This window comes from Pectinatus haikarae (genome assembly GCF_050916305.1).
Taxonomy (GTDB): domain Bacteria; phylum Bacillota; class Negativicutes; order Selenomonadales; family Selenomonadaceae; genus Pectinatus; species Pectinatus haikarae.
On sequence record NZ_CP116940.1, the window covers coordinates 2,275,166 to 2,292,695 of the forward strand.

The 17,530-nt window shown below is 39.8% G+C and carries 13 protein-coding genes; 6 read left to right on the plus strand and 7 right to left on the minus strand.

Annotation, left to right across the window (positions count from 1 at the left end; genetic code table 11):
- The first annotated feature begins 76 nt into the window (after positions 1 to 76).
- From NXG61_RS11045 to NXG61_RS11060, 4 genes are read left to right on the plus strand one after another with little or no spacing between them, the layout of a single operon-like run.
- A complete protein-coding gene (locus tag NXG61_RS11045) occupies positions 77 to 544 on the plus strand; it encodes an ACT domain-containing protein (RefSeq protein ID WP_196603871.1) in 468 nt (155 codons plus the stop codon).
- Positions 545 to 568: 24 nt separating this feature from the next.
- Positions 569 to 1,870 carry a homoserine dehydrogenase gene (locus tag NXG61_RS11050; protein WP_307225219.1) on the plus strand — a complete coding sequence of 434 codons (1,302 nt, stop codon included), beginning with the start codon at positions 569 to 571 and terminating at the stop codon, positions 1,868 to 1,870.
- Position 1,871: 1 nt separating this feature from the next.
- Positions 1,872 to 2,789, plus strand: coding sequence for a homoserine kinase (gene thrB / locus NXG61_RS11055; protein WP_307225226.1), 918 nt, complete (start codon positions 1,872 to 1,874; stop codon positions 2,787 to 2,789).
- Between the two features lie 29 nt (positions 2,790 to 2,818).
- Positions 2,819 to 4,054 (plus strand): HD domain-containing protein, encoded by a 1,236-nt coding sequence (locus NXG61_RS11060; RefSeq protein ID WP_307225218.1) that lies wholly within the window; start codon positions 2,819 to 2,821, stop codon positions 4,052 to 4,054.
- A 96-nt stretch (positions 4,055 to 4,150) separates the two neighbouring features.
- Here the strand turns inward: NXG61_RS11060 and NXG61_RS11065 are convergent, their stop codons facing one another.
- From NXG61_RS11065 to NXG61_RS11075, 3 genes are all read right to left on the minus strand, one after another.
- A complete protein-coding gene (locus NXG61_RS11065) occupies positions 4,151 to 5,257 on the minus strand; it encodes an iron-containing alcohol dehydrogenase family protein (protein WP_307225217.1) in 1,107 nt (368 codons plus the stop codon).
- A gap of 119 nt (positions 5,258 to 5,376) precedes the next feature.
- Positions 5,377 to 6,279, minus strand: coding sequence for a YitT family protein (locus tag NXG61_RS11070; RefSeq protein ID WP_196603868.1), 903 nt, complete (start codon positions 6,277 to 6,279; stop codon positions 5,377 to 5,379).
- A gap of 201 nt (positions 6,280 to 6,480) precedes the next feature.
- Positions 6,481 to 7,761: a dicarboxylate/amino acid:cation symporter gene (locus NXG61_RS11075; protein WP_307225216.1), complete on the minus strand. Its 1,281-nt coding sequence runs from the start codon at positions 7,759 to 7,761 to the stop codon at positions 6,481 to 6,483.
- 676 nt (positions 7,762 to 8,437) lie between these two features.
- On the opposite strand from NXG61_RS11075, the gene NXG61_RS11080 reads away from it, so the two are divergent.
- Both NXG61_RS11080 and NXG61_RS11085 read left to right on the plus strand, forming a co-directional pair.
- A complete protein-coding gene (locus NXG61_RS11080; RefSeq protein ID WP_196603866.1) occupies positions 8,438 to 9,811 on the plus strand; it encodes an ammonium transporter in 1,374 nt (457 codons plus the stop codon).
- Between the two features lie 83 nt (positions 9,812 to 9,894).
- A complete protein-coding gene (locus NXG61_RS11085) occupies positions 9,895 to 10,257 on the plus strand; it encodes a P-II family nitrogen regulator (protein WP_196603865.1) in 363 nt (120 codons plus the stop codon).
- Between the two features lie 56 nt (positions 10,258 to 10,313).
- On the opposite strand, the gene ftsY is transcribed toward NXG61_RS11085, so the two are convergent.
- The 4 genes from ftsY to NXG61_RS11105 are packed head-to-tail and all read right to left on the minus strand — an operon-like array spanning position 10,314 to position 17,466.
- Positions 10,314 to 11,228 (minus strand): signal recognition particle-docking protein FtsY, encoded by a 915-nt coding sequence (ftsY, locus tag NXG61_RS11090; protein ID WP_307225215.1) that lies wholly within the window; start codon positions 11,226 to 11,228, stop codon positions 10,314 to 10,316.
- The gene (gene smc / locus NXG61_RS11095) at positions 11,229 to 14,780 is read right to left on the minus strand and encodes a chromosome segregation protein SMC (protein ID WP_307225214.1); all 3,552 of its coding nucleotides are present in this window, start codon (positions 14,778 to 14,780) and stop codon (positions 11,229 to 11,231) included.
- Positions 14,781 to 14,806: 26 nt separating this feature from the next.
- Positions 14,807 to 15,808, minus strand: coding sequence for an HlyD family secretion protein (locus NXG61_RS11100; protein ID WP_307225213.1), 1,002 nt, complete (start codon positions 15,806 to 15,808; stop codon positions 14,807 to 14,809).
- Between the two features lie 35 nt (positions 15,809 to 15,843).
- A complete protein-coding gene (locus tag NXG61_RS11105; protein WP_307225212.1) occupies positions 15,844 to 17,466 on the minus strand; it encodes a nucleoside kinase in 1,623 nt (540 codons plus the stop codon).
- Positions 17,467 to 17,530: the final 64 nt, after the last annotated feature.

Below are 17,530 nucleotides of genomic sequence, written 5' to 3' on the forward strand. Positions count from 1 at the left end.
AAAACACGTTATAATAGCACGGGGAGATTCCTCCCTGAGAATAATATTATCCATTCTATAAACACGGAGGATTTAAATGCGAAAAAGAAAACAGATTATCAATAATAAAAATACAGGGTTTTTCCTTGTAAAGGAAGATATTCTGCCTACTGCAATAAAGAAAACCATCAAAGTCAATGAAATGCTTAAGCGTGGTGATGCAGCTACAATAAATGAAGCAATAGCTTCTACAGGCTTATCACGCAGTGCTTACTATAAATACAAAGATTCTGTATTTCCTTTTTATGAAGCCAGCCTTAATAAGATAGTATCAATTTCCTTTATGCTGGATCATAAAAAAGGTGTACTGTCAAAAGTGCTGAATATAATATCGTCCGATTCGGCAAATATACTGACGATCAATCAAGGGCTGCCTTTGCAGGGAATGGCCAACGTTACTTTATCTATTGAAACAGAAAATATGAACATTGATCTTGAAGCCCTGCTCGATAAGCTCCGTGTGGTCGAAGGAGTAAGACGACTGGAAATAGTGGGACAGGCATAAGCCGTTTGAAAGGATATTTACTAAATGAGTGGTATTATAAAAGTCGGTCTTTTAGGCTGCGGTACAGTAGGTACGGGTGTTATTAAAGTTTTGGCAGAAAATGCTGAAGAAATAACACCAAAGGTCGGTGCACAAATTATCATTTCACGTGTGTTGGTACGGGATGCTCAAAAAAAGCGTGATTTACCTCAGTCTATTTCTGTTACAGATAATATAGAGGATATTTTGAATGATCCTGAGATAAAGATTGTTATTGAACTGCTTGGCGGAATACATCCGGCACGTGAATATATGCTGCGGGCTATGCAGTCGGGCAAAAATGTAGTGACAGCCAATAAAGACGTGGTTGCTCAATTTGGTAAAGATATGTTTGCCGCCGCAGAAGCCAGCGATGTTGATTTCATGTTTGAAGCCAGTGTCGGCGGAGGAATACCTATCATCACACCTTTGAAGCAGTGCCTTACGGCAAATAAACTGACAGAGGTAATTGGTATTGTCAACGGGACTACCAACTATATGCTCACTAAAATGAGTGAAGAAGGCGCGAGCTACGATGAAGTTTTAAAAGCGGCACAGGAAAAAGGTTATGCGGAGGCGGATCCGACTGCCGATGTGGGCGGCCTGGATGCAGCCCGCAAAACAGCTATTTTAGCTTCCATAGCGTTTAACAGCAGAGTCGGCTTAGATAAAGTCCATGTTGAGGGCATAACTAAAATAACTCCTGAGGATATTGCTTATGCCAAGGAATTAGGTTACACAATAAAATTATTATCAATTTCACGAGATGACGAAAAGGGCATAGATGTCAGAGTTCATCCGGCTCTTTTGCCTCAGTCCCATCCTCTTGCTGCTGTCCGCAATGAATTCAATGCTATTTTTGTAAAGGGCAATGCAGTCGGGGAAACGATGTTTTATGGACGCGGAGCAGGACAATTGCCTACCGCTTCGGCTGTGATCGCAGATGTTGTTGATGTGGCAAGAGATATAGTGAAGGACCGTTTTGGCAGGATACGCTGCACCTGTTATGAACATAAAAATTTCTGTCCTATTGAGCAGACTGTGTCATCGTATTATGTACGTCTTCTGGTTGATGACCAGCCGGGAGTTCTCGGTGCGATTGCCATGGCATTCGGGCAGACAGGTGTCAGTCTGAGTGCAGTGATTCAAAAAAGGAAAGTTAAGAATAAAGCGGAAATAGTAGCTGTGACCCATAAAGTGGAGGAAGCGAAAATCCGCCAAGCTGAGCAGGTACTTAATAAATTGTCCGCAGTTGATAAAATATGCAACGTGATCCGTGTAGAAGAACCTACAGGTCAGGAGGCATAATATATTGAATAAAAGTGAAACCGTAAAAGTGCAGGTCCCCGCGACAACGGCCAACTGCGGTCCGGGTTTTGACGCCTTGGGAATAGCCTGCAATATTTATAATGAATTAGAACTTACTCTTTTAAGAGAAAATAAGCTGGAAATAGAAATATCCGGTGAAGGCACGGGATATCTACCGGAAAATGATAAAAATCTCATATGGAAAGTAGTAAAAAGTGTAGTAGAAAAAACAGACGCTGCTTACGAAGGCGCACAAATTAAGATGCATAATAATATTCCGCTTTCTCGTGGCTTGGGGAGCAGCGCCGCTGCAATAGTTGCCGGTATTACTGCAGCGAATTGTGCACTCGGTGAACCTTTTGACCGGCAATCTGTACTGGAAATGGCTACTGCACTGGAGGGCCATCCGGACAATGTGGCACCGGCAATTTTTGGTGGAATGACGGTCAGCTTGTGTGAACAAAATGTGGTGAAGACGCTTTCCTTTCTGCCCAAAATTGATTTGAAAATGATAGTAGCCGTACCGGAATTTTTTCTTTCTACCAAAAAGGCCAGAAAAGCTCTTCCCGAATTTGTTTCAATGAGTGATGCAGTATTCAATGTAGCGCATGTATCCAGTCTTATAGCAGCTATGTGTACGGGAAATATTGATGTCCTCTCACATTCTTTTAATGATAAATTACATCAACCGTACAGAGCAGACCTGATTCCCGGCATGTATGAAGTTTTTGATGCTGCAAAAGCGGCAGGAGCGCTTGGCACTGCCATAAGCGGCGCCGGACCTTCGCTGATAGCTTTTGCCGTGCATGAAGAAGAACAGATAGGCAGGGCGATGGTAGCTGCCTTCAGTAAATATCAGGTAGATTCACATTACCTTATTCTGGATATAGATAATAAGGGAGCACGCCGTATAAACTGATAAGGATATATTTCTGGAGGCAATATGTTTTGACGGAAGAACAAATGGTCGAGTATATAACTGCACACGGCGGTGAAATATATATAGTAGGCGGATGGATAAGAGATAAGCTGGCAGGAAAAATGCCAAAGGATAAAGATTATGTTTTATGCAAGATGCGGGAAATTGATTTTTGCATGCTTTTTCCTGATGCAAAAAAAGTCGGTAGAGCTTTTCCGGTGTATTTACTCGAAGTTGACGGAAAAAAATGTGAGATTGCTTTCGCCAGAAGAGAATTAAAACACGGGCATGGATACAAGGGGTTTACAGTCAGCTATAATGAAGATATTGCCATAGAGGATGATTTGTTTCGGCGTGACAGCCGTATGAACAGCATTGCCTTTAAGCTGCCGGAAAAAATAATAATAGATCCTTTCAGCGGCGGTGAAGATATCAAGAATAAAATTATCTGTGCAACATCGATACATTTTCAGGAGGATCCTGTCAGGGCACTGCGTGCTGCCCGACAGGCTGCTGAATTTGATTTTACTATAGAAGAAGCTACTGTAAAACAAATGAAAGAATGCGGTGCCGAATTGCGGGGAGAACCTGCAGAACGCATTATGAATGAACTATCCCGTGCGCTGTCCGCGCAAACTCCTTCTGTTTTTTTTCGCTATTTGAAGAAGGCTGCATTGCTGGATATTGTATTTCCTGAAATAGCTGCTCTGGCGGGACAGACTCAGCCTTGCTTTTATCATCCGGAAGGAGACAGCTTTGAGCATACAATGCTTATTCTTGATACAGTCGCGGCAAGTACAGATGATGCTGCCGTACGTTTTGCAGCTCTTTGTCATGACTTGGGGAAAGGGCTTACACCTCAAAATATGCTGCCCCACCATTATGGACATGAAAAAAGCGGAATTATTGCCCTTGATCGATGGCATAAACGAATGACGCTGCCTTCACATTGGTATTATGGAGCTTCGTTTACAATAAGGGAACATATGCGGGCAGCTCGATTGGTTAAGTTTGGAAAAATAGTAGATCTGCTCATTGCAATAGAAAAAAATCCGCTCGGTGCAGATGGTTTTTGCACTATTATCAGTGCAGATAATAAAATGCTGCCTGCTTATCTGAAGAATATTCATTTGATACTTGAATTGTTTCACTCCATAGATATGGAAAAACGGCCGGCGTTCTTAAAAGGAAAACAGATAGGCGAATGGCTGCGTGAACAGAGAGTAGATGTTTTGGCAAGTTATATAAAAAATATGAACATTTAAATTTGAAAAGCATGGATTTTACATAAAAAAGCTGCCCTCCGCCAGTTTAGATTTAAATCTAAACTGGCGGAGGGCAGCTTTTTTATGCAATATTCTTTATAGACTTTTACCGTATTCATTGACAGCTAAAATAGCTTCTTTGTATTTCTTTTGATCTGCCTTGTAGGGAACGCAGGTCCATTCATTTATTTCGGGAGCCTTTTCTATAATTACGTCAATTTCGTGTTCTTCACTGATCCCGATTTCTTCCAAAGTTACCGGCAGACCAAGTTTTTTATTGAAAGCAGCGATCTTATCACGCATTTCTATTTGTCCGTCGTATGTAAGCAATACAAGCACACCATAGGAAACGACTGCGCCATGGCGGTAATCATGTCCCTGCGGGAGAGCCATGTAAGCATTATAAAAACAATGCGCCAATGAGGAATTATAATAATATTCAATTTTGTTGTTTACAGCCGAACATGTCATATTGGATGCGATACCTGTGCTCACTATAATATCTAAAATGACCTGTGTAAACTCAAAACCGGGATGTTTTTTCCTTATAGATCTGAGTGCTTCCTCACCAAATTCCAGTAAAGGATCTGTACAGGCAGCTGCAGCTTTTAATCCGATAAGCGGGGTATGGAATAAAGCTTTGCCTCGTGTAGCCAATTCAACTTCACATTCCTTGGAAAGAGCATCGCCTATGCCTGCCCATAAGAGTTCCTCAGGAGAATCAGCGATGATTTTTGTATTTATAAATACATGCAAGGGACACTTTTTAGTAAAATAATATCTTGACAATGATCCATCATCGTTATATAAAACTGATATTGCCGACGTCGGAGCACAATTTGATGCCACGGTAGGAAAAGAAAAATAAGCCTTATCAAGCGTATCCGCTGCGGCTTTTGCAGTATCTACAGCCCTGCCCCCGCCGACACCAAAAATAATATCTGCATTTTTTACAGCCTCATGATTCAGCATTGCTTTTAAGTTGTTTTCGGTAGAATTGCCTCCATACCAAACAGTGTCCAGATATTCGAGATCAGTTTTGTCTATTGCTTTCTTTATTGAGGATTCAGCTTTCTGCAAAGCTGTTTTGCCGCCGATAATAGTGACCTTTTTGCCAAAATAACGTGTGACTGCGCCTATTTCATCATAACACTGCGGACCAACACTGTATTGAGGAAGATATACTGAATAGTTTTCTCTCATATATGGATAAATCTCTGCAGAGATTTATCATTCATCTCCTTATAAATAATATGTAAATATGCCTAAAAAATAATTATACCAGTTAAATGTAATACTGTAAATAATGAGTTCTCTGATTTTCAGTATTGGCTGTCATTATCCTCATAATCGTTTTGTCTGTCTATAATTTCCTGAGGAATAATATTTTTGAGCGTGAAGCCTCGTCCCGCTACTTCTGATGCATCTGAAACAATCATAAATGCGACAGGATCAAGTGCATGGACTATAGATTTTATTTTGCCGACCTGTGTTAAACTTACGACGACAAACATTATATTTTTTGGCTGTCTGGTAAAAGCGCCTTCGCCGCGGAAAAAAGTCACACCCCTGTTTAAATACTGCATTATTAAAGGAGCAATTTGCTCAGCACGGGGGGATATTATCATAATGGATTTTTTTCTGTTGAAGCCCGCAACAACTTTGTTCGTCATTTCTGCGGAGACATAAGTGCATATCAAAGTAAAAAGTCCGGTGTTTATATCGAACATAACCATACCTATAAAAATTACCACCAGATTAAGTGTAAATATGGCTGTACCGACATCAAAGGAATAAAATTTTTTTATCACTGCGCCCACTACATCAAGCCCGCCTGTATTGGAATCGGCCCGAAAAATAATACCAAATCCTATACCGGAAAGGACTCCGCCGAAAATTGAACCAAGCATTCGGTTATCTATGAAATTATAGCTGCCTAAAAAACTGGTCGCATCAATAGAAAATGAAAACAAGGTCATGCCTATGATCGTATCAATGGCATAAAGCCTGCCAAAAACCCTATAGGCCAGATAAACAATAGGAAGATTATATATTATCAGCTGAACACCTATGGGAAGACTGAACATATAATATAAAATAATGGCAATCCCGCTTATGCCGGAAGACAAAAGCTGTGATGGTATAAGAAAAATATTTACGGCAGCGCCGCTTAAAAGGCAGCCAATAAAAATTTGCAAATATCTTTTAAAATGAAGCGTAAACATTCTTTTCCTCCGTTTGATTTGTATTTTCTATCTAAAATATTACCATATTCATTAAGCTTTTTATATCTGTTTTAGAAAATAAATTGAATTAGTAGGACAGGATCAGTAAATTTTAAACAAAATTAAAGCAGGCAGGAAAATAAAAAAATTCCTGTCTGCCTTAAATGTTTATGCTGTATGAAAATAGATTCATTCAAATAATCATGAATGAAGTTTCGGCGAAGCTTTGAACTGAAAATTTTCCACATATGATTTTTCAAATGTTTCTTTTGTCAGGTCATTTTCCCAAAATGCAACAAGTACAGTAGCTACACAGTTTCCGCAAACATTGCAGGTTGTCCGTATCATATCAAGAATACGGTCAATCCCCAAAATAATAGCTACCCCCTCGGCAGGAAGATTAAAAGCTGTCGCTGTTGCAGCCACAACAATAAAACCGGCACCGGGAACTCCTGCAATTCCTTTTGTGGAAAGCATTAATGTAAGCATGATTAAAAGCTGCTGTCCCAAAGAAAGCGGTATGCCATATATTTGAGCAATAAACAAAATAGTAGCGGAGCTGTATAAAGTAGAACCATCTAAATTAAAGGAATAACCTGTCGGCATAACAAACGTTACAATATTTTTGGGGACGCCCAGCTGTTCAAGACGCTGCATGGCGATCGGCAAGGCAGCTTCACTGCTCGCAGTGGAAAAAGAAAGCAGCAGTGTTTCCTTCAGGGCTTTCAATACGTGGAAAAAATTGAGACGAGTGATGAGACTGGCAGCAGTCACTAAAACAATTATGAAAAGAACTGTGGCAAGCAGTACTGATAGGATAAGCTTGCCCAGCGGAATCAGCATCGCTATCCCGAAACTGGAAACTGTGTATGCGATCATCGCAAAAACACCTATAGGAGCCAGGTTCATAACGTAACCGGTCACTTTGAACATAGCTTCTGCCACGCTGCGGCACAGTGAAACAATTTTTTCACCATCTTTGCCGATATGTGCCACCCCTACACCAAAAAAACATGCGAAAAAAATTATCTGCAGCATGTCACTGCGGGCGAAAGCATCAACTATATTAGTCGGAATTATGTGCAGCACATAGTCAATCATACTGATGGATTTGTGTGCCGCTTCTGCTGCTTTGGCACCCGCGTCAGCACTTACTGCAATATTTACACCTACACCGGGTTGTGTAAAGTTGATGACTATCAGACCTATTGCCAAAGCAACAGTAGTTGCAAGTTCAAACCAAATGATTGCCTTGCCTCCGAGACGTCCTAATTTTTTAAAATCACCTGTACCGGCTATACCCATTATTAATGTGCTGAAAATAAGCGGCACAATAATCATTTTTATCATACGTATGAAACCGTCACCAACGGGTCTGAGCTGTTTTCCTATTTCGGGGAAGAAATAGCCAAAGGCCGCACCTAAAATAAGACCGATCAGAATTTGTGTACTCAAGCCAGGTAATCTTTTTTCTGAATGCATAATAAACTCCCTTCAAGATATAATCAGTAATTCTAAAAAAATATTTTGTAATTTTGTAATTTAAAATTAACAAAATAAATAAAAAACTGATTTTACCTTTATATAATTGTATTGATATATATAAATACTTATAATTCACAAGTTATTATTTTATTATTTTTTCATGAATTATGCAATAAATTTAATTTTGTATTATGTATACATTACAATATAATTTTCTATTTTATGTCATTTATAAAAACTATTAAATATTTTACCGACCACTAAAGTATTTTAAATCTTGCAAAGAAAGAGACTTTACAAAGTCCTGAAGTCATTGAATATACTTAATATTTCTCATCTATTTTATTATTGTGTTATAGGACTTTATTTTTATGAATATTTTTGCTGATATCCAAATTATTTAATAGATAAATGAATAATTAACTTAAAAAAGTTAATAAAGTACTTGACAAAAAAATATGAAGAATATATAATCAATAACATCATACATGAAGGCAGCGCAGCCTATATAACAGAAAATATCTGTTATGGGGGCTGTGCTTTTTTTGTTGTATAGGATATTTTTGCAAAAGGACATTTATGGTGCAGCATATGACAAAGGTATCATAATTCTGGAAAATATTAATGTTGTACCATGCTCTTATTGCAATAGAAAAAGGAAGGAAAGATTTATATGAAAAAACTCTGGTCTGTGTTTTTATCAACATTTATGTTGCTGTTAATGACAACACCGATAGCCTTTGCAGCCACTGAAGAGGCTCCTAAGCTTGACAGCGGAGACACGGCATGGGTGCTTGTCAGTGCCGCATTGGTTTTCATTATGACACCTGGTCTCGGCTTCTTTTATGGCGGTATGGTAAGAAGTAAAAATGTGTTGACTACAATTATGCACAGCTTCTTTATTGTAGGACTTATATCCGTAGAATGGATTATACTGGGCTACACGATGGCATTCGGCGATGATGCGACTGGAGTAATTCCTGGTATAATAGGATCTCTTGATAAAATAGGTCTGGCAGGAACGGCCGGTCAAATCTGGACGGGCACATCTATTCCTGAATTGGCTTTTATCATCTTCCAATGTATGTTTGCGGTTATCACGCCTGCTCTTATTACAGGGGCATTCGCTGAAAGAGTAAAATTTAAAGCTTATGCTTTATTTATGCTCTTATGGGCTATTTTTATATACAATCCGATGGCTCATATGGTTTGGGGCGGCGGTAAACTTTTTGAACTGGGTGCGCTGGATTTTGCCGGCGGCCTTGTAATTCATATTTTGTCAGGGGTATCAGGATTAACACTTTGTATTTTGATAGGTAAAAGACGCGGTTATGGGAAACTGCCAATCTTGCCGCATCATTTACCCATGACTGTTTTGGGCGCTGCACTTCTTTGGTTCGGGTGGTTCGGCTTTAATGCAGGCAGTGCACTGGGTGCAAATGAATTGGCTGCCAGCGCATTTGTAGCTACACAAGCTGCGGCAGCTATGGCTACCATATCATGGGTAGTCTGTGAATGGATTCAGAATGGAAAACCGACAATTCTGGGTGCTGCATCCGGATGTATAGCCGGTCTGGTGGCCATTACACCGGCGGCAGGTTTTGTCGCACCGATGCCTGCTGTAATCATAGGTCTTATTGCAGGTATTGTATGTTACTTTGCTGTGGCAGTATTAAAAGCAAAACTTGGTTACGATGATTCGTTGGATGCTTTTGGTGTACATGGCATAGGCGGTACCTGGGGAGCGATTGCAACAGGTTTATGGGCTACTACGGCAGTTAATCCGGCCGGTGCCAATGGTCTGTTTTATGGTGACGGTAATCTTTTGACGGCACAGATTATATCTATAATTGTGGCTTATCTTTTGGGCAGTATCGGTACATTTATACTATATAAAATTGTCAATGCGATTACTCCGTTCAGAGCAGATGAAGCGGAAGAAGTATCGGGTATTGATATCGTGGAACATGGTGAACGTGCTTATTCACAGTCCATCATGACCGGTGAATCTCTCGGCATTCAAAGTGACCTTACTAAGATAGATTAAATTATAATTTTTTCTGCAAAGCTTCTGATTTTGTTTTATAATAGTAAACAAATATAAAATTATAATTTTAGGAGGGAAAACAAATGTCTAAAATGACAAAGATAGAGATTATCACTCGTGCCAACAAACTGGAAGAATTAAAGAGTGCATTGAACAGCATTGGTGTAGAAGGAATGACAGTAAGCCAGGTTTATGGCTGCGGATTGCAAAAGGGGCATAAGGAAGTTTACAGAGGAAGAGAATATTCTATAAATTTGGTGCCCAAAATAAAGCTGGAAACCGTAGTCTGTGATGTGCCTGTGGAGCAGATACTGTCTGTATCGCAAAAGGTGTTGTGTACTGATCAGGTTGGTGACGGTAAAATTTTTGTTTATACTATTGATAATGCTATGCGTATCCGTACCGGTACTCAGGGAACGAAAGCCATTACCGATGATGAAGCTTGATGACATATTAAAGAAGGCTCGCCGGAAATTTTCCGGCGAGCCTTCTTTAATATGTGTCACTTTTCAAATAGTGCCGCAGCAAACTCTTCTGCATTGAAGGGTTGGAGATCATCCTCACCTTCACCTACGCCAATCCATTTTACGGGCATAGACAGTGCTTCCTTTATCCCCACAACAACTCCGCCCTTTGCAGTACCATCAAGTTTGGTTAAGATGACGCCTGATATAGGGGCAGCTTTTGTGAAAAGCTCTGCCTGATGTATGGCATTTTGCCCTGTTGTGGCATCAAGAACAAGAAGTGTTTCGTGCGGCGCTGCCGGTATTTCACGCTTGATGACTCGATACATTTTATTAAGTTCATCCATAAGATTTGTTTTGGTATGAAGCCGACCGGCCGTATCAATAATAAGAATATCTGTTTGCCGTGATATGGTTGCCTTTACAGCATCAAAAACAACGGCGGCAGGATCTGCTCCCTCTCCATGTGCTATCACATCTGCATTGGCACGTTTGCCCCATATTTGCAGCTGATCGATCGCCGCAGCACGAAAAGTGTCAGCTGCCGCCAAAATTACAGATTTATTTTCATTTTTGTAATACTTGGCAAGCTTTCCTATGGTAGTAGTTTTTCCCACTCCGTTTACGCCAATAACAAGAATAACCGTGGGTCCTGTCAGCGCAGCTGCAGGGCTATTTTCTCCTGAAGAAAGAATGGTGCTTATATGCTTTATCAAAAAAGGATGCAGATCCTGAGGAGAATTTATTTCTTTCTTTTTTATACCGGAACGGACATCATCCATAAGCTTCATTGTCGTATGAACACCGACATCGGCGGAAATAAGTATTTCCTCCAATTCATCAAGGCACTCATCATTTATATCAGCATATCCGATAACCAATTGTTCAATTTTTTCAGTAAAAGATTTCCGTGTTTTTGTCAGGCTGCTTTTCAATTTATTAAAAAATCCCATTTATTCATTTTCTCCTTCTTCCATTTTTACGGAAATTATTTTAGAGATACCCGCATCTTCTATAGTAACGCCATACATGACATCAGCGGCTTCCATAGTGCCTCGGCGGTGTGTAACGATAATAAACTGTGTCTTTGCCGCGTAATCTCTCAGGAAAGCCCCAAACCGCCTTATATTTGCTTCATCAAGAGGTGCGTCTATTTCATCGAGTACCGAAAAAGGGGCCGGACTGTATTGCAGAAAAGAAAATAATAGCGCTATGACAGTAAGTGTCCTTTCACCGCCAGAAAGCAGAGCAAGATTCTGTGTTTTTTTGCCAGGTGACTGCACTACTATCTCTACACCGGATGAAAGAACATCGTCAGGCGCAGTCAGCAACAATCTGGCCTTGCCTCCGCCAAACAGTTTTTCGAAAATATCATCAAAGTATTCCCCTATCAGTGTAAAAGCTTCCTTAAACTGTTTAGTCATGGTCAGATCCATTTGATCAATTATTCTTTGCAGGTTTATTTTTGCTGCCAAAAGATCTTCAAGCTGCGTTTTCATAAATTTGCAGCGTTCGTATAAGGCATCATATTCCTTCACAGCATTAGGATTTACAGCACCCATATCCGCCAATTCATTTTGCAGCCTTTTTATTTCTTTCAGCAACACATCTTCCGGTATATCTGCTTTATGTGTTAACGCAGCCTGAGGCGACAATTGATATTCTTCCTGTAATTTTTTTTCGCATTGGCTCAATTCGAAAGAGATTTTGGTTAGTTTTAAATCAGCCTGGTGGATAATTTCCTGTACGGAAGCCATCTCTCCTGCATTTTTTTTGCGTTTATCTGCCAATTCTTTATTTTTTACACGGGTATCCATAAGCATTTTATATATTTTATCGTATTCCTGCCGGCCTGAAAAATGAAGCTGCTGTAAGTTTTTGCTTGAGAATTGCAGTTCCTGTAATTCTCGGACACTTTCGTCAATTGTTGTCTGATGATCTGTCTGTTCAGCAAGATTATTTTTCAATGATATATCACAGCGTTTAGATTCCTGTTCGATCAAATCAATTTTTTCTCTGCTGCCTTTTAAAGTTTGCTCCAGAGAAGCAAATGATGAAGTTTGTTCGAGCAGCAGCATTTGCAATTTTTTTTGTTTTGTCTTGTATTCCGCAATTTCCTGCTCCAGTTTTTCGAAGTAAGCTGTATCGTTGGTATTATTTTTTTCTCCAATGTTGTGAGCGGACTCTGTCTCACAGAGCAGTTTCAGTGAATTTATCTCATTTTCTAATCTGTCAGCCGCTGCAGCGGTTTCTTTCAGAGTCAGCTTCAGTTTGTCAATATCCGTGCGCAAATGTGCTGCTGTTGCGTCCTTTTCCGCACAAGTTAACTTATACTGCTGGGTTTGTTTGTGATTTTTTTCTATTTTGTTTTCAATTAAAGATAATTGTGCCATCAGTTGTGTCAAATTTGTTTTGGCTAAAAGAAGCTCACTTACAGTAACTTCATTTTTAGCAATAAGCTGCTTTATTTCTTCACTTCGATTCAGAAAACTTAGCTCTTTTCTAAAACTGCCGCCGGACATGGCACCGCCGGCATGAATTATTTCACCTTCAATAGTGACTATGCGGGAAGAATAATTTTTCCTTTTTGCTAAAGCCAATGCATGATCAATATTATCAACAATGATCGTGCGGCCCAAAAGATTTTCTATGATGCCGCCATATTTCTTATCTGTTTTGACCAGTTTGTCGGCATAATCTATAAAACCGGGACAGTCAAACAGATTTTCACGTATATTTTTGTGCGGTTTTATGACAGAAACGGGCAGAAATGTAACACGTCCTAATTTTAGCCTTTTTAAAAATTCTATGGCCTTTTTGGCAGTATCTGTATCATCCGTGACTATATTTTGAATATTGCTGCCTAAAGCAATTTGTATTGCGGTAATATATGGCTGATCAACGCTGATCAGTTCAGCCACAGGTCCGCATATCCCTTCATGCCACAAATGATCAACAGCTGTCAGTATTTTTTTTGCGCCGTTGCCGAAACCTTCATATGCTTTTTGCATGTTGCCAAGAATTTTTATGCGCTCTTCGATCCTGTTGATATTTTGTGATAAATCTTTGCTGTGTTCCTCTGCGGAACGCAATTTCCCTTGAGCCGTTTCTTTTTCTTTTTGCAAAGATACTGTTTTTGCTTCGATGTCCTTGCTGCATGATTTAAGCACGGATAATTCTTTATAAACATATTCGAGCTTTTCAGAAATCAGCTTTTGATCATCGTTTAATTTTAAGGTATTGTGCTTTTTTTCCTTAAGCACTTTTTCTTTTTCTGTCAGATCGTGGCGCAGGAGTGTCAGCCGATGCTCCTGTTCTTCGAAACGGCGCCTGTTTTCTTCGAGCTGGAGCCTGTATTTCCGCAGAGAATTTTCTTTGGAATATATTTTTTCTTCTATACTTTTTACAGATGCATTTGTAGAAAAAAGAGCTTTTTGAGTAAGCACTTTGTTTTTGGCTGTTATTTCAAGAGCGTTTTTTAAGACTGCCAGCTTTTCTTCAGCTTCTCTTTTTTGTGTATGCATATTTTCCATAGAAGCTTTCAATCCGGACAGAGAATGACTGTTCTGTTTTATTCGTTCCTCAAGAACAGTGCATTTACTGCGGTTGCGGTTAATTTCCTCTGTGAGTTTGCGATTGTGAAATTCGGCATCATTCATGTTTTTTTCTAGTGATGCAATATTTTCCTCAAGAGAAGAACTTTCTGCTTCCAACACATCCATAGCTGCCTGCATATTCGATTGCTTTTGCTGTAATAATTCAAATTGTTCTGTACTGTTTTTCTCATCACTGGAAAATTTTTCATAACTGCATAGAATATATGACAGCTGATAAGTATCGTTTTTACTTTTTAATTCATTGTAGCGCACGGTCCTTTCGGCTTCAAGAGACAGCGGTTCGAGCTGTTTTTCTATTTCTGTTATGATGTCATTTATGCGTAAGACGTTTTGCTGTGTGTTTTCCAGTTTTTTTACAGATTCTTTTTTTCGATCGCGATATTTTGTGATGCCGGCGCATTCTTCAAATAAAAGCCGCCGATCTTCCGGTTTGGCGTTAAGTACTTCATCTACTTTATTCTGACTGATGACGCTTATAGAATCTTTTCCAAGACCTGTATCAGCGAACAAGTTATATATATCTTTCAGTCGGCAGCGGGATTTATTGATATAAAATTCGCTTTCACCGGTGCGGAAAAGTCGGCGGGAAATGGTTATTTCCTGGAAGTCAAGGGCCAGCCTGCCGTCTTCGTTATCAAATGTCAAAGATACCTGAGCAACGCCAGAAGGTTTTCTTGATGAACTTCCGGCAAATATTATATCTTCTGCCTTGCTGCCGCGGAGACTGCGTATATTCTGTTCCCCAAGCACCCACCTTACAGCATCTGTTATGTTGCTTTTACCGCTTCCGTTCGGACCAACCACAGCCGTAATGCCTTTATCAAATTCAATTTCTATTCTGTCGGCAAATGATTTGAAGCCATACGCTTCCAGTCTTTTTAGTAGCAAATAAATTCACCTGCTGTCATTCTTCACTATTTTTTTATTGGTATTTTCACTGTGGCAAGCATGTTCGGACTCATGCCCCCCATTTTATCTGAAGGGATAAATATTTTTACTGTATATTCCTTTTCATCGGCGGCTGGCGGAATTATCTGGGCAACAGTGCCGCCAATGCTTTCTCCGTTGATTTTACATTCAGCATATGAACCTTCCTGTAATTTCACGGCCTGCTGTTCTGTGGTTTTTATCTCCAGCCATAGATAATTTGATGTAGCGATATTTAAAATATTTTGTCCTGCACTAACAGCGGCACCTTCTTGTGCATCTGTATAATACGCGGTTCCGCTGGCTGACGCATGTAATTCTGTCAGCCCGGTATTCTTTTGTGCTTCGTCAAGCGCCATTTTCGCTTGATTTAATCTTGTCTGGGACATCTGCAGATCTTCCTGTGTAACACCGCTGGGCGTGGTAATTACACTGCTGGACGCAGGCACTGAAGGTCGTGGTGCCATAGCTGCTCTGGCTGATTCAACAGCCGCGGCTGCATTGTCATATTCGGCTCTGCTCACAGCGCCGAGATCGTAAAGATTCTTCATTTTGCTTTCATTAGCCAGTGCTGCCTGGTATGAACCATCATCGACATTAGAAGTACCTGATACAGCTGGCTGCGTTATTGTCCGCGTCGAGCCCTGCTTACTCAGGCTGACCATATTATCATACTGCTGCTGTGCCTGATCAACGGCTTGCTGCAGATTATCAATATCCTTTTGTGTTACATTTGGACGTATCTGTGCTATAGCTTGTCCTGTGGTAATATCTTCCCCGTCTTTTACCAGTAATTTTTCCAGTGTGCCGTCAGTGAGCGTTTTCGTTTGTAAAAATGTTCCTACGACACGTGCGTCGTAAAATTCAATATACGCATTATGCTGACCATACAGCCATATGCATATATTCAGCAGGACAGCAATAAAAATCACTGCCGGCAACGCAAATTTTATAGTGAGACCTACTTTCCGACTAATATCAATTTCCAAAATCAGACCTCCTGAATAAGCTGTTGTATTGCTGTTTAAAAAAAGCACGATCTGCCGATAAATTCCCGTAAAATGGAATTATTAGGAATATCATCTTCAGTGCGGATATCACGGAAAAAACTTAAAAAATTCAGCAGTTCTCTAGACATACTGTATTCGGGAACCTCGTCGCTTATTTTTTCCAGCAGCGGATATGCATATTTTTTTAATACGGCAAGTTCATAAATAAGTGCGGAATTAAACATAATATCTGCATTTTCCTGATATGGGAAAATATTTTTTTCTTCTCCGGCACGCACCTCCGGCCACTGTTTGATTGTCTTTAATGCGGATGATCCACGAAATTGGTAATCACGGACAATACGGCGTATAAGCCGGGCCACCGTAGTCGGGATATTGTTATGACTGTCTATCCCTAGCTGCGTCAAAGCACTTATGTAGATTTTATATATTTTATCCTCAGGAAGAGATTTAGTCAAATTTGGATTTAGGCCATGTATGCCCTCAATTATAATAGGCTGATCAGTTAAGAGAGAAAATCTGCGTCCAGGCCATTCTTTTTTCCCCGTGATGAAATTATATTTAGGTACATCAATTCCTTTTCCTGCCAAGAGCGCCAGAATTTGTTCATTGAGAAGGTCACTGTCTATTGCTCCGAATGATTCAAAGTCATATTCACCTTTTTCGGTGAAGGGTGTATGCTCGCGATCATGGAAGTAATCGTCCATTGAAAGAGAAACAGGACGCATCCCATTGACCAAAAGCTGTATGCGCAGGCGTTGCGCAAAGGTCGTTTTCCCCGAAGAAGAAGGACCTGCAATGAAAATAACACGTCTTTTTTTAGTGCTTTTGGCTATTATGTCAGCTATATAGGCTATTTTTTTTTCTTGAAGTGCTTCAGATATGCGTATCAATTCACCGGCATGCTGGTTTTTTATATAACTGTTAAGTTCATTGACATAATCGCAATGCAGTATACCAGCCCAATTACCAGCTTCTGCTAAAAGAGCAGAAAGTTTTTCCTGATTTTGTTTTGGCGGCAGCTCGCACGGACTGGAAAGCTCTGGTGTGCGGACCACTATACCAGACAAATAACAATCTATAGCGAAGAGCTTTAATTCACTTGTTTCAGGCAGCATCGGTCCATACAAATAATCATAATAGTCGTCGCAGCAATAAATACTCACGAAATCTTGTTTCAACGATTTTATTAAGGCAGCTTTCGCATCCTGCTTATTATTTTTAAAGAAACGAATGGCTTCCTTTTTTCTTAATGATTTCTTGACTATAGGTAAGTTTTGATCAATCATTTCCTGCATTTTTGCGGATAATTTTTCTATGTTTTGATCTGTGACGAGAGAAACGGGCAGTATTCTGCAATATATACCGTTATTCATAGAATGCTCCACTGTCACTTCAGCGTTTGGCTCTATCTTTTTCAGTGCTGCCATCAAAAGAAAAAGCACGCTGCGCCTATAGATTGCTATTCCTTCTGTACAATTCATATCTACCAGCTCCAGAGTTCTGTAATCCTTAATATCTGACTGAAGATCTTTTAATGTATTATTTATCTTTACGGCCGTTATGGGAAGTATATAATTGTTATTTATACTGTCTATTATCCGGCGTATTCGGCTGTTGATATGTTTTGCAGACACTGCTTTCAGCTCCTTTTCATAATAAATAAAAGCCTAAATCAGCGCAAATACTTACCTTTTTAGA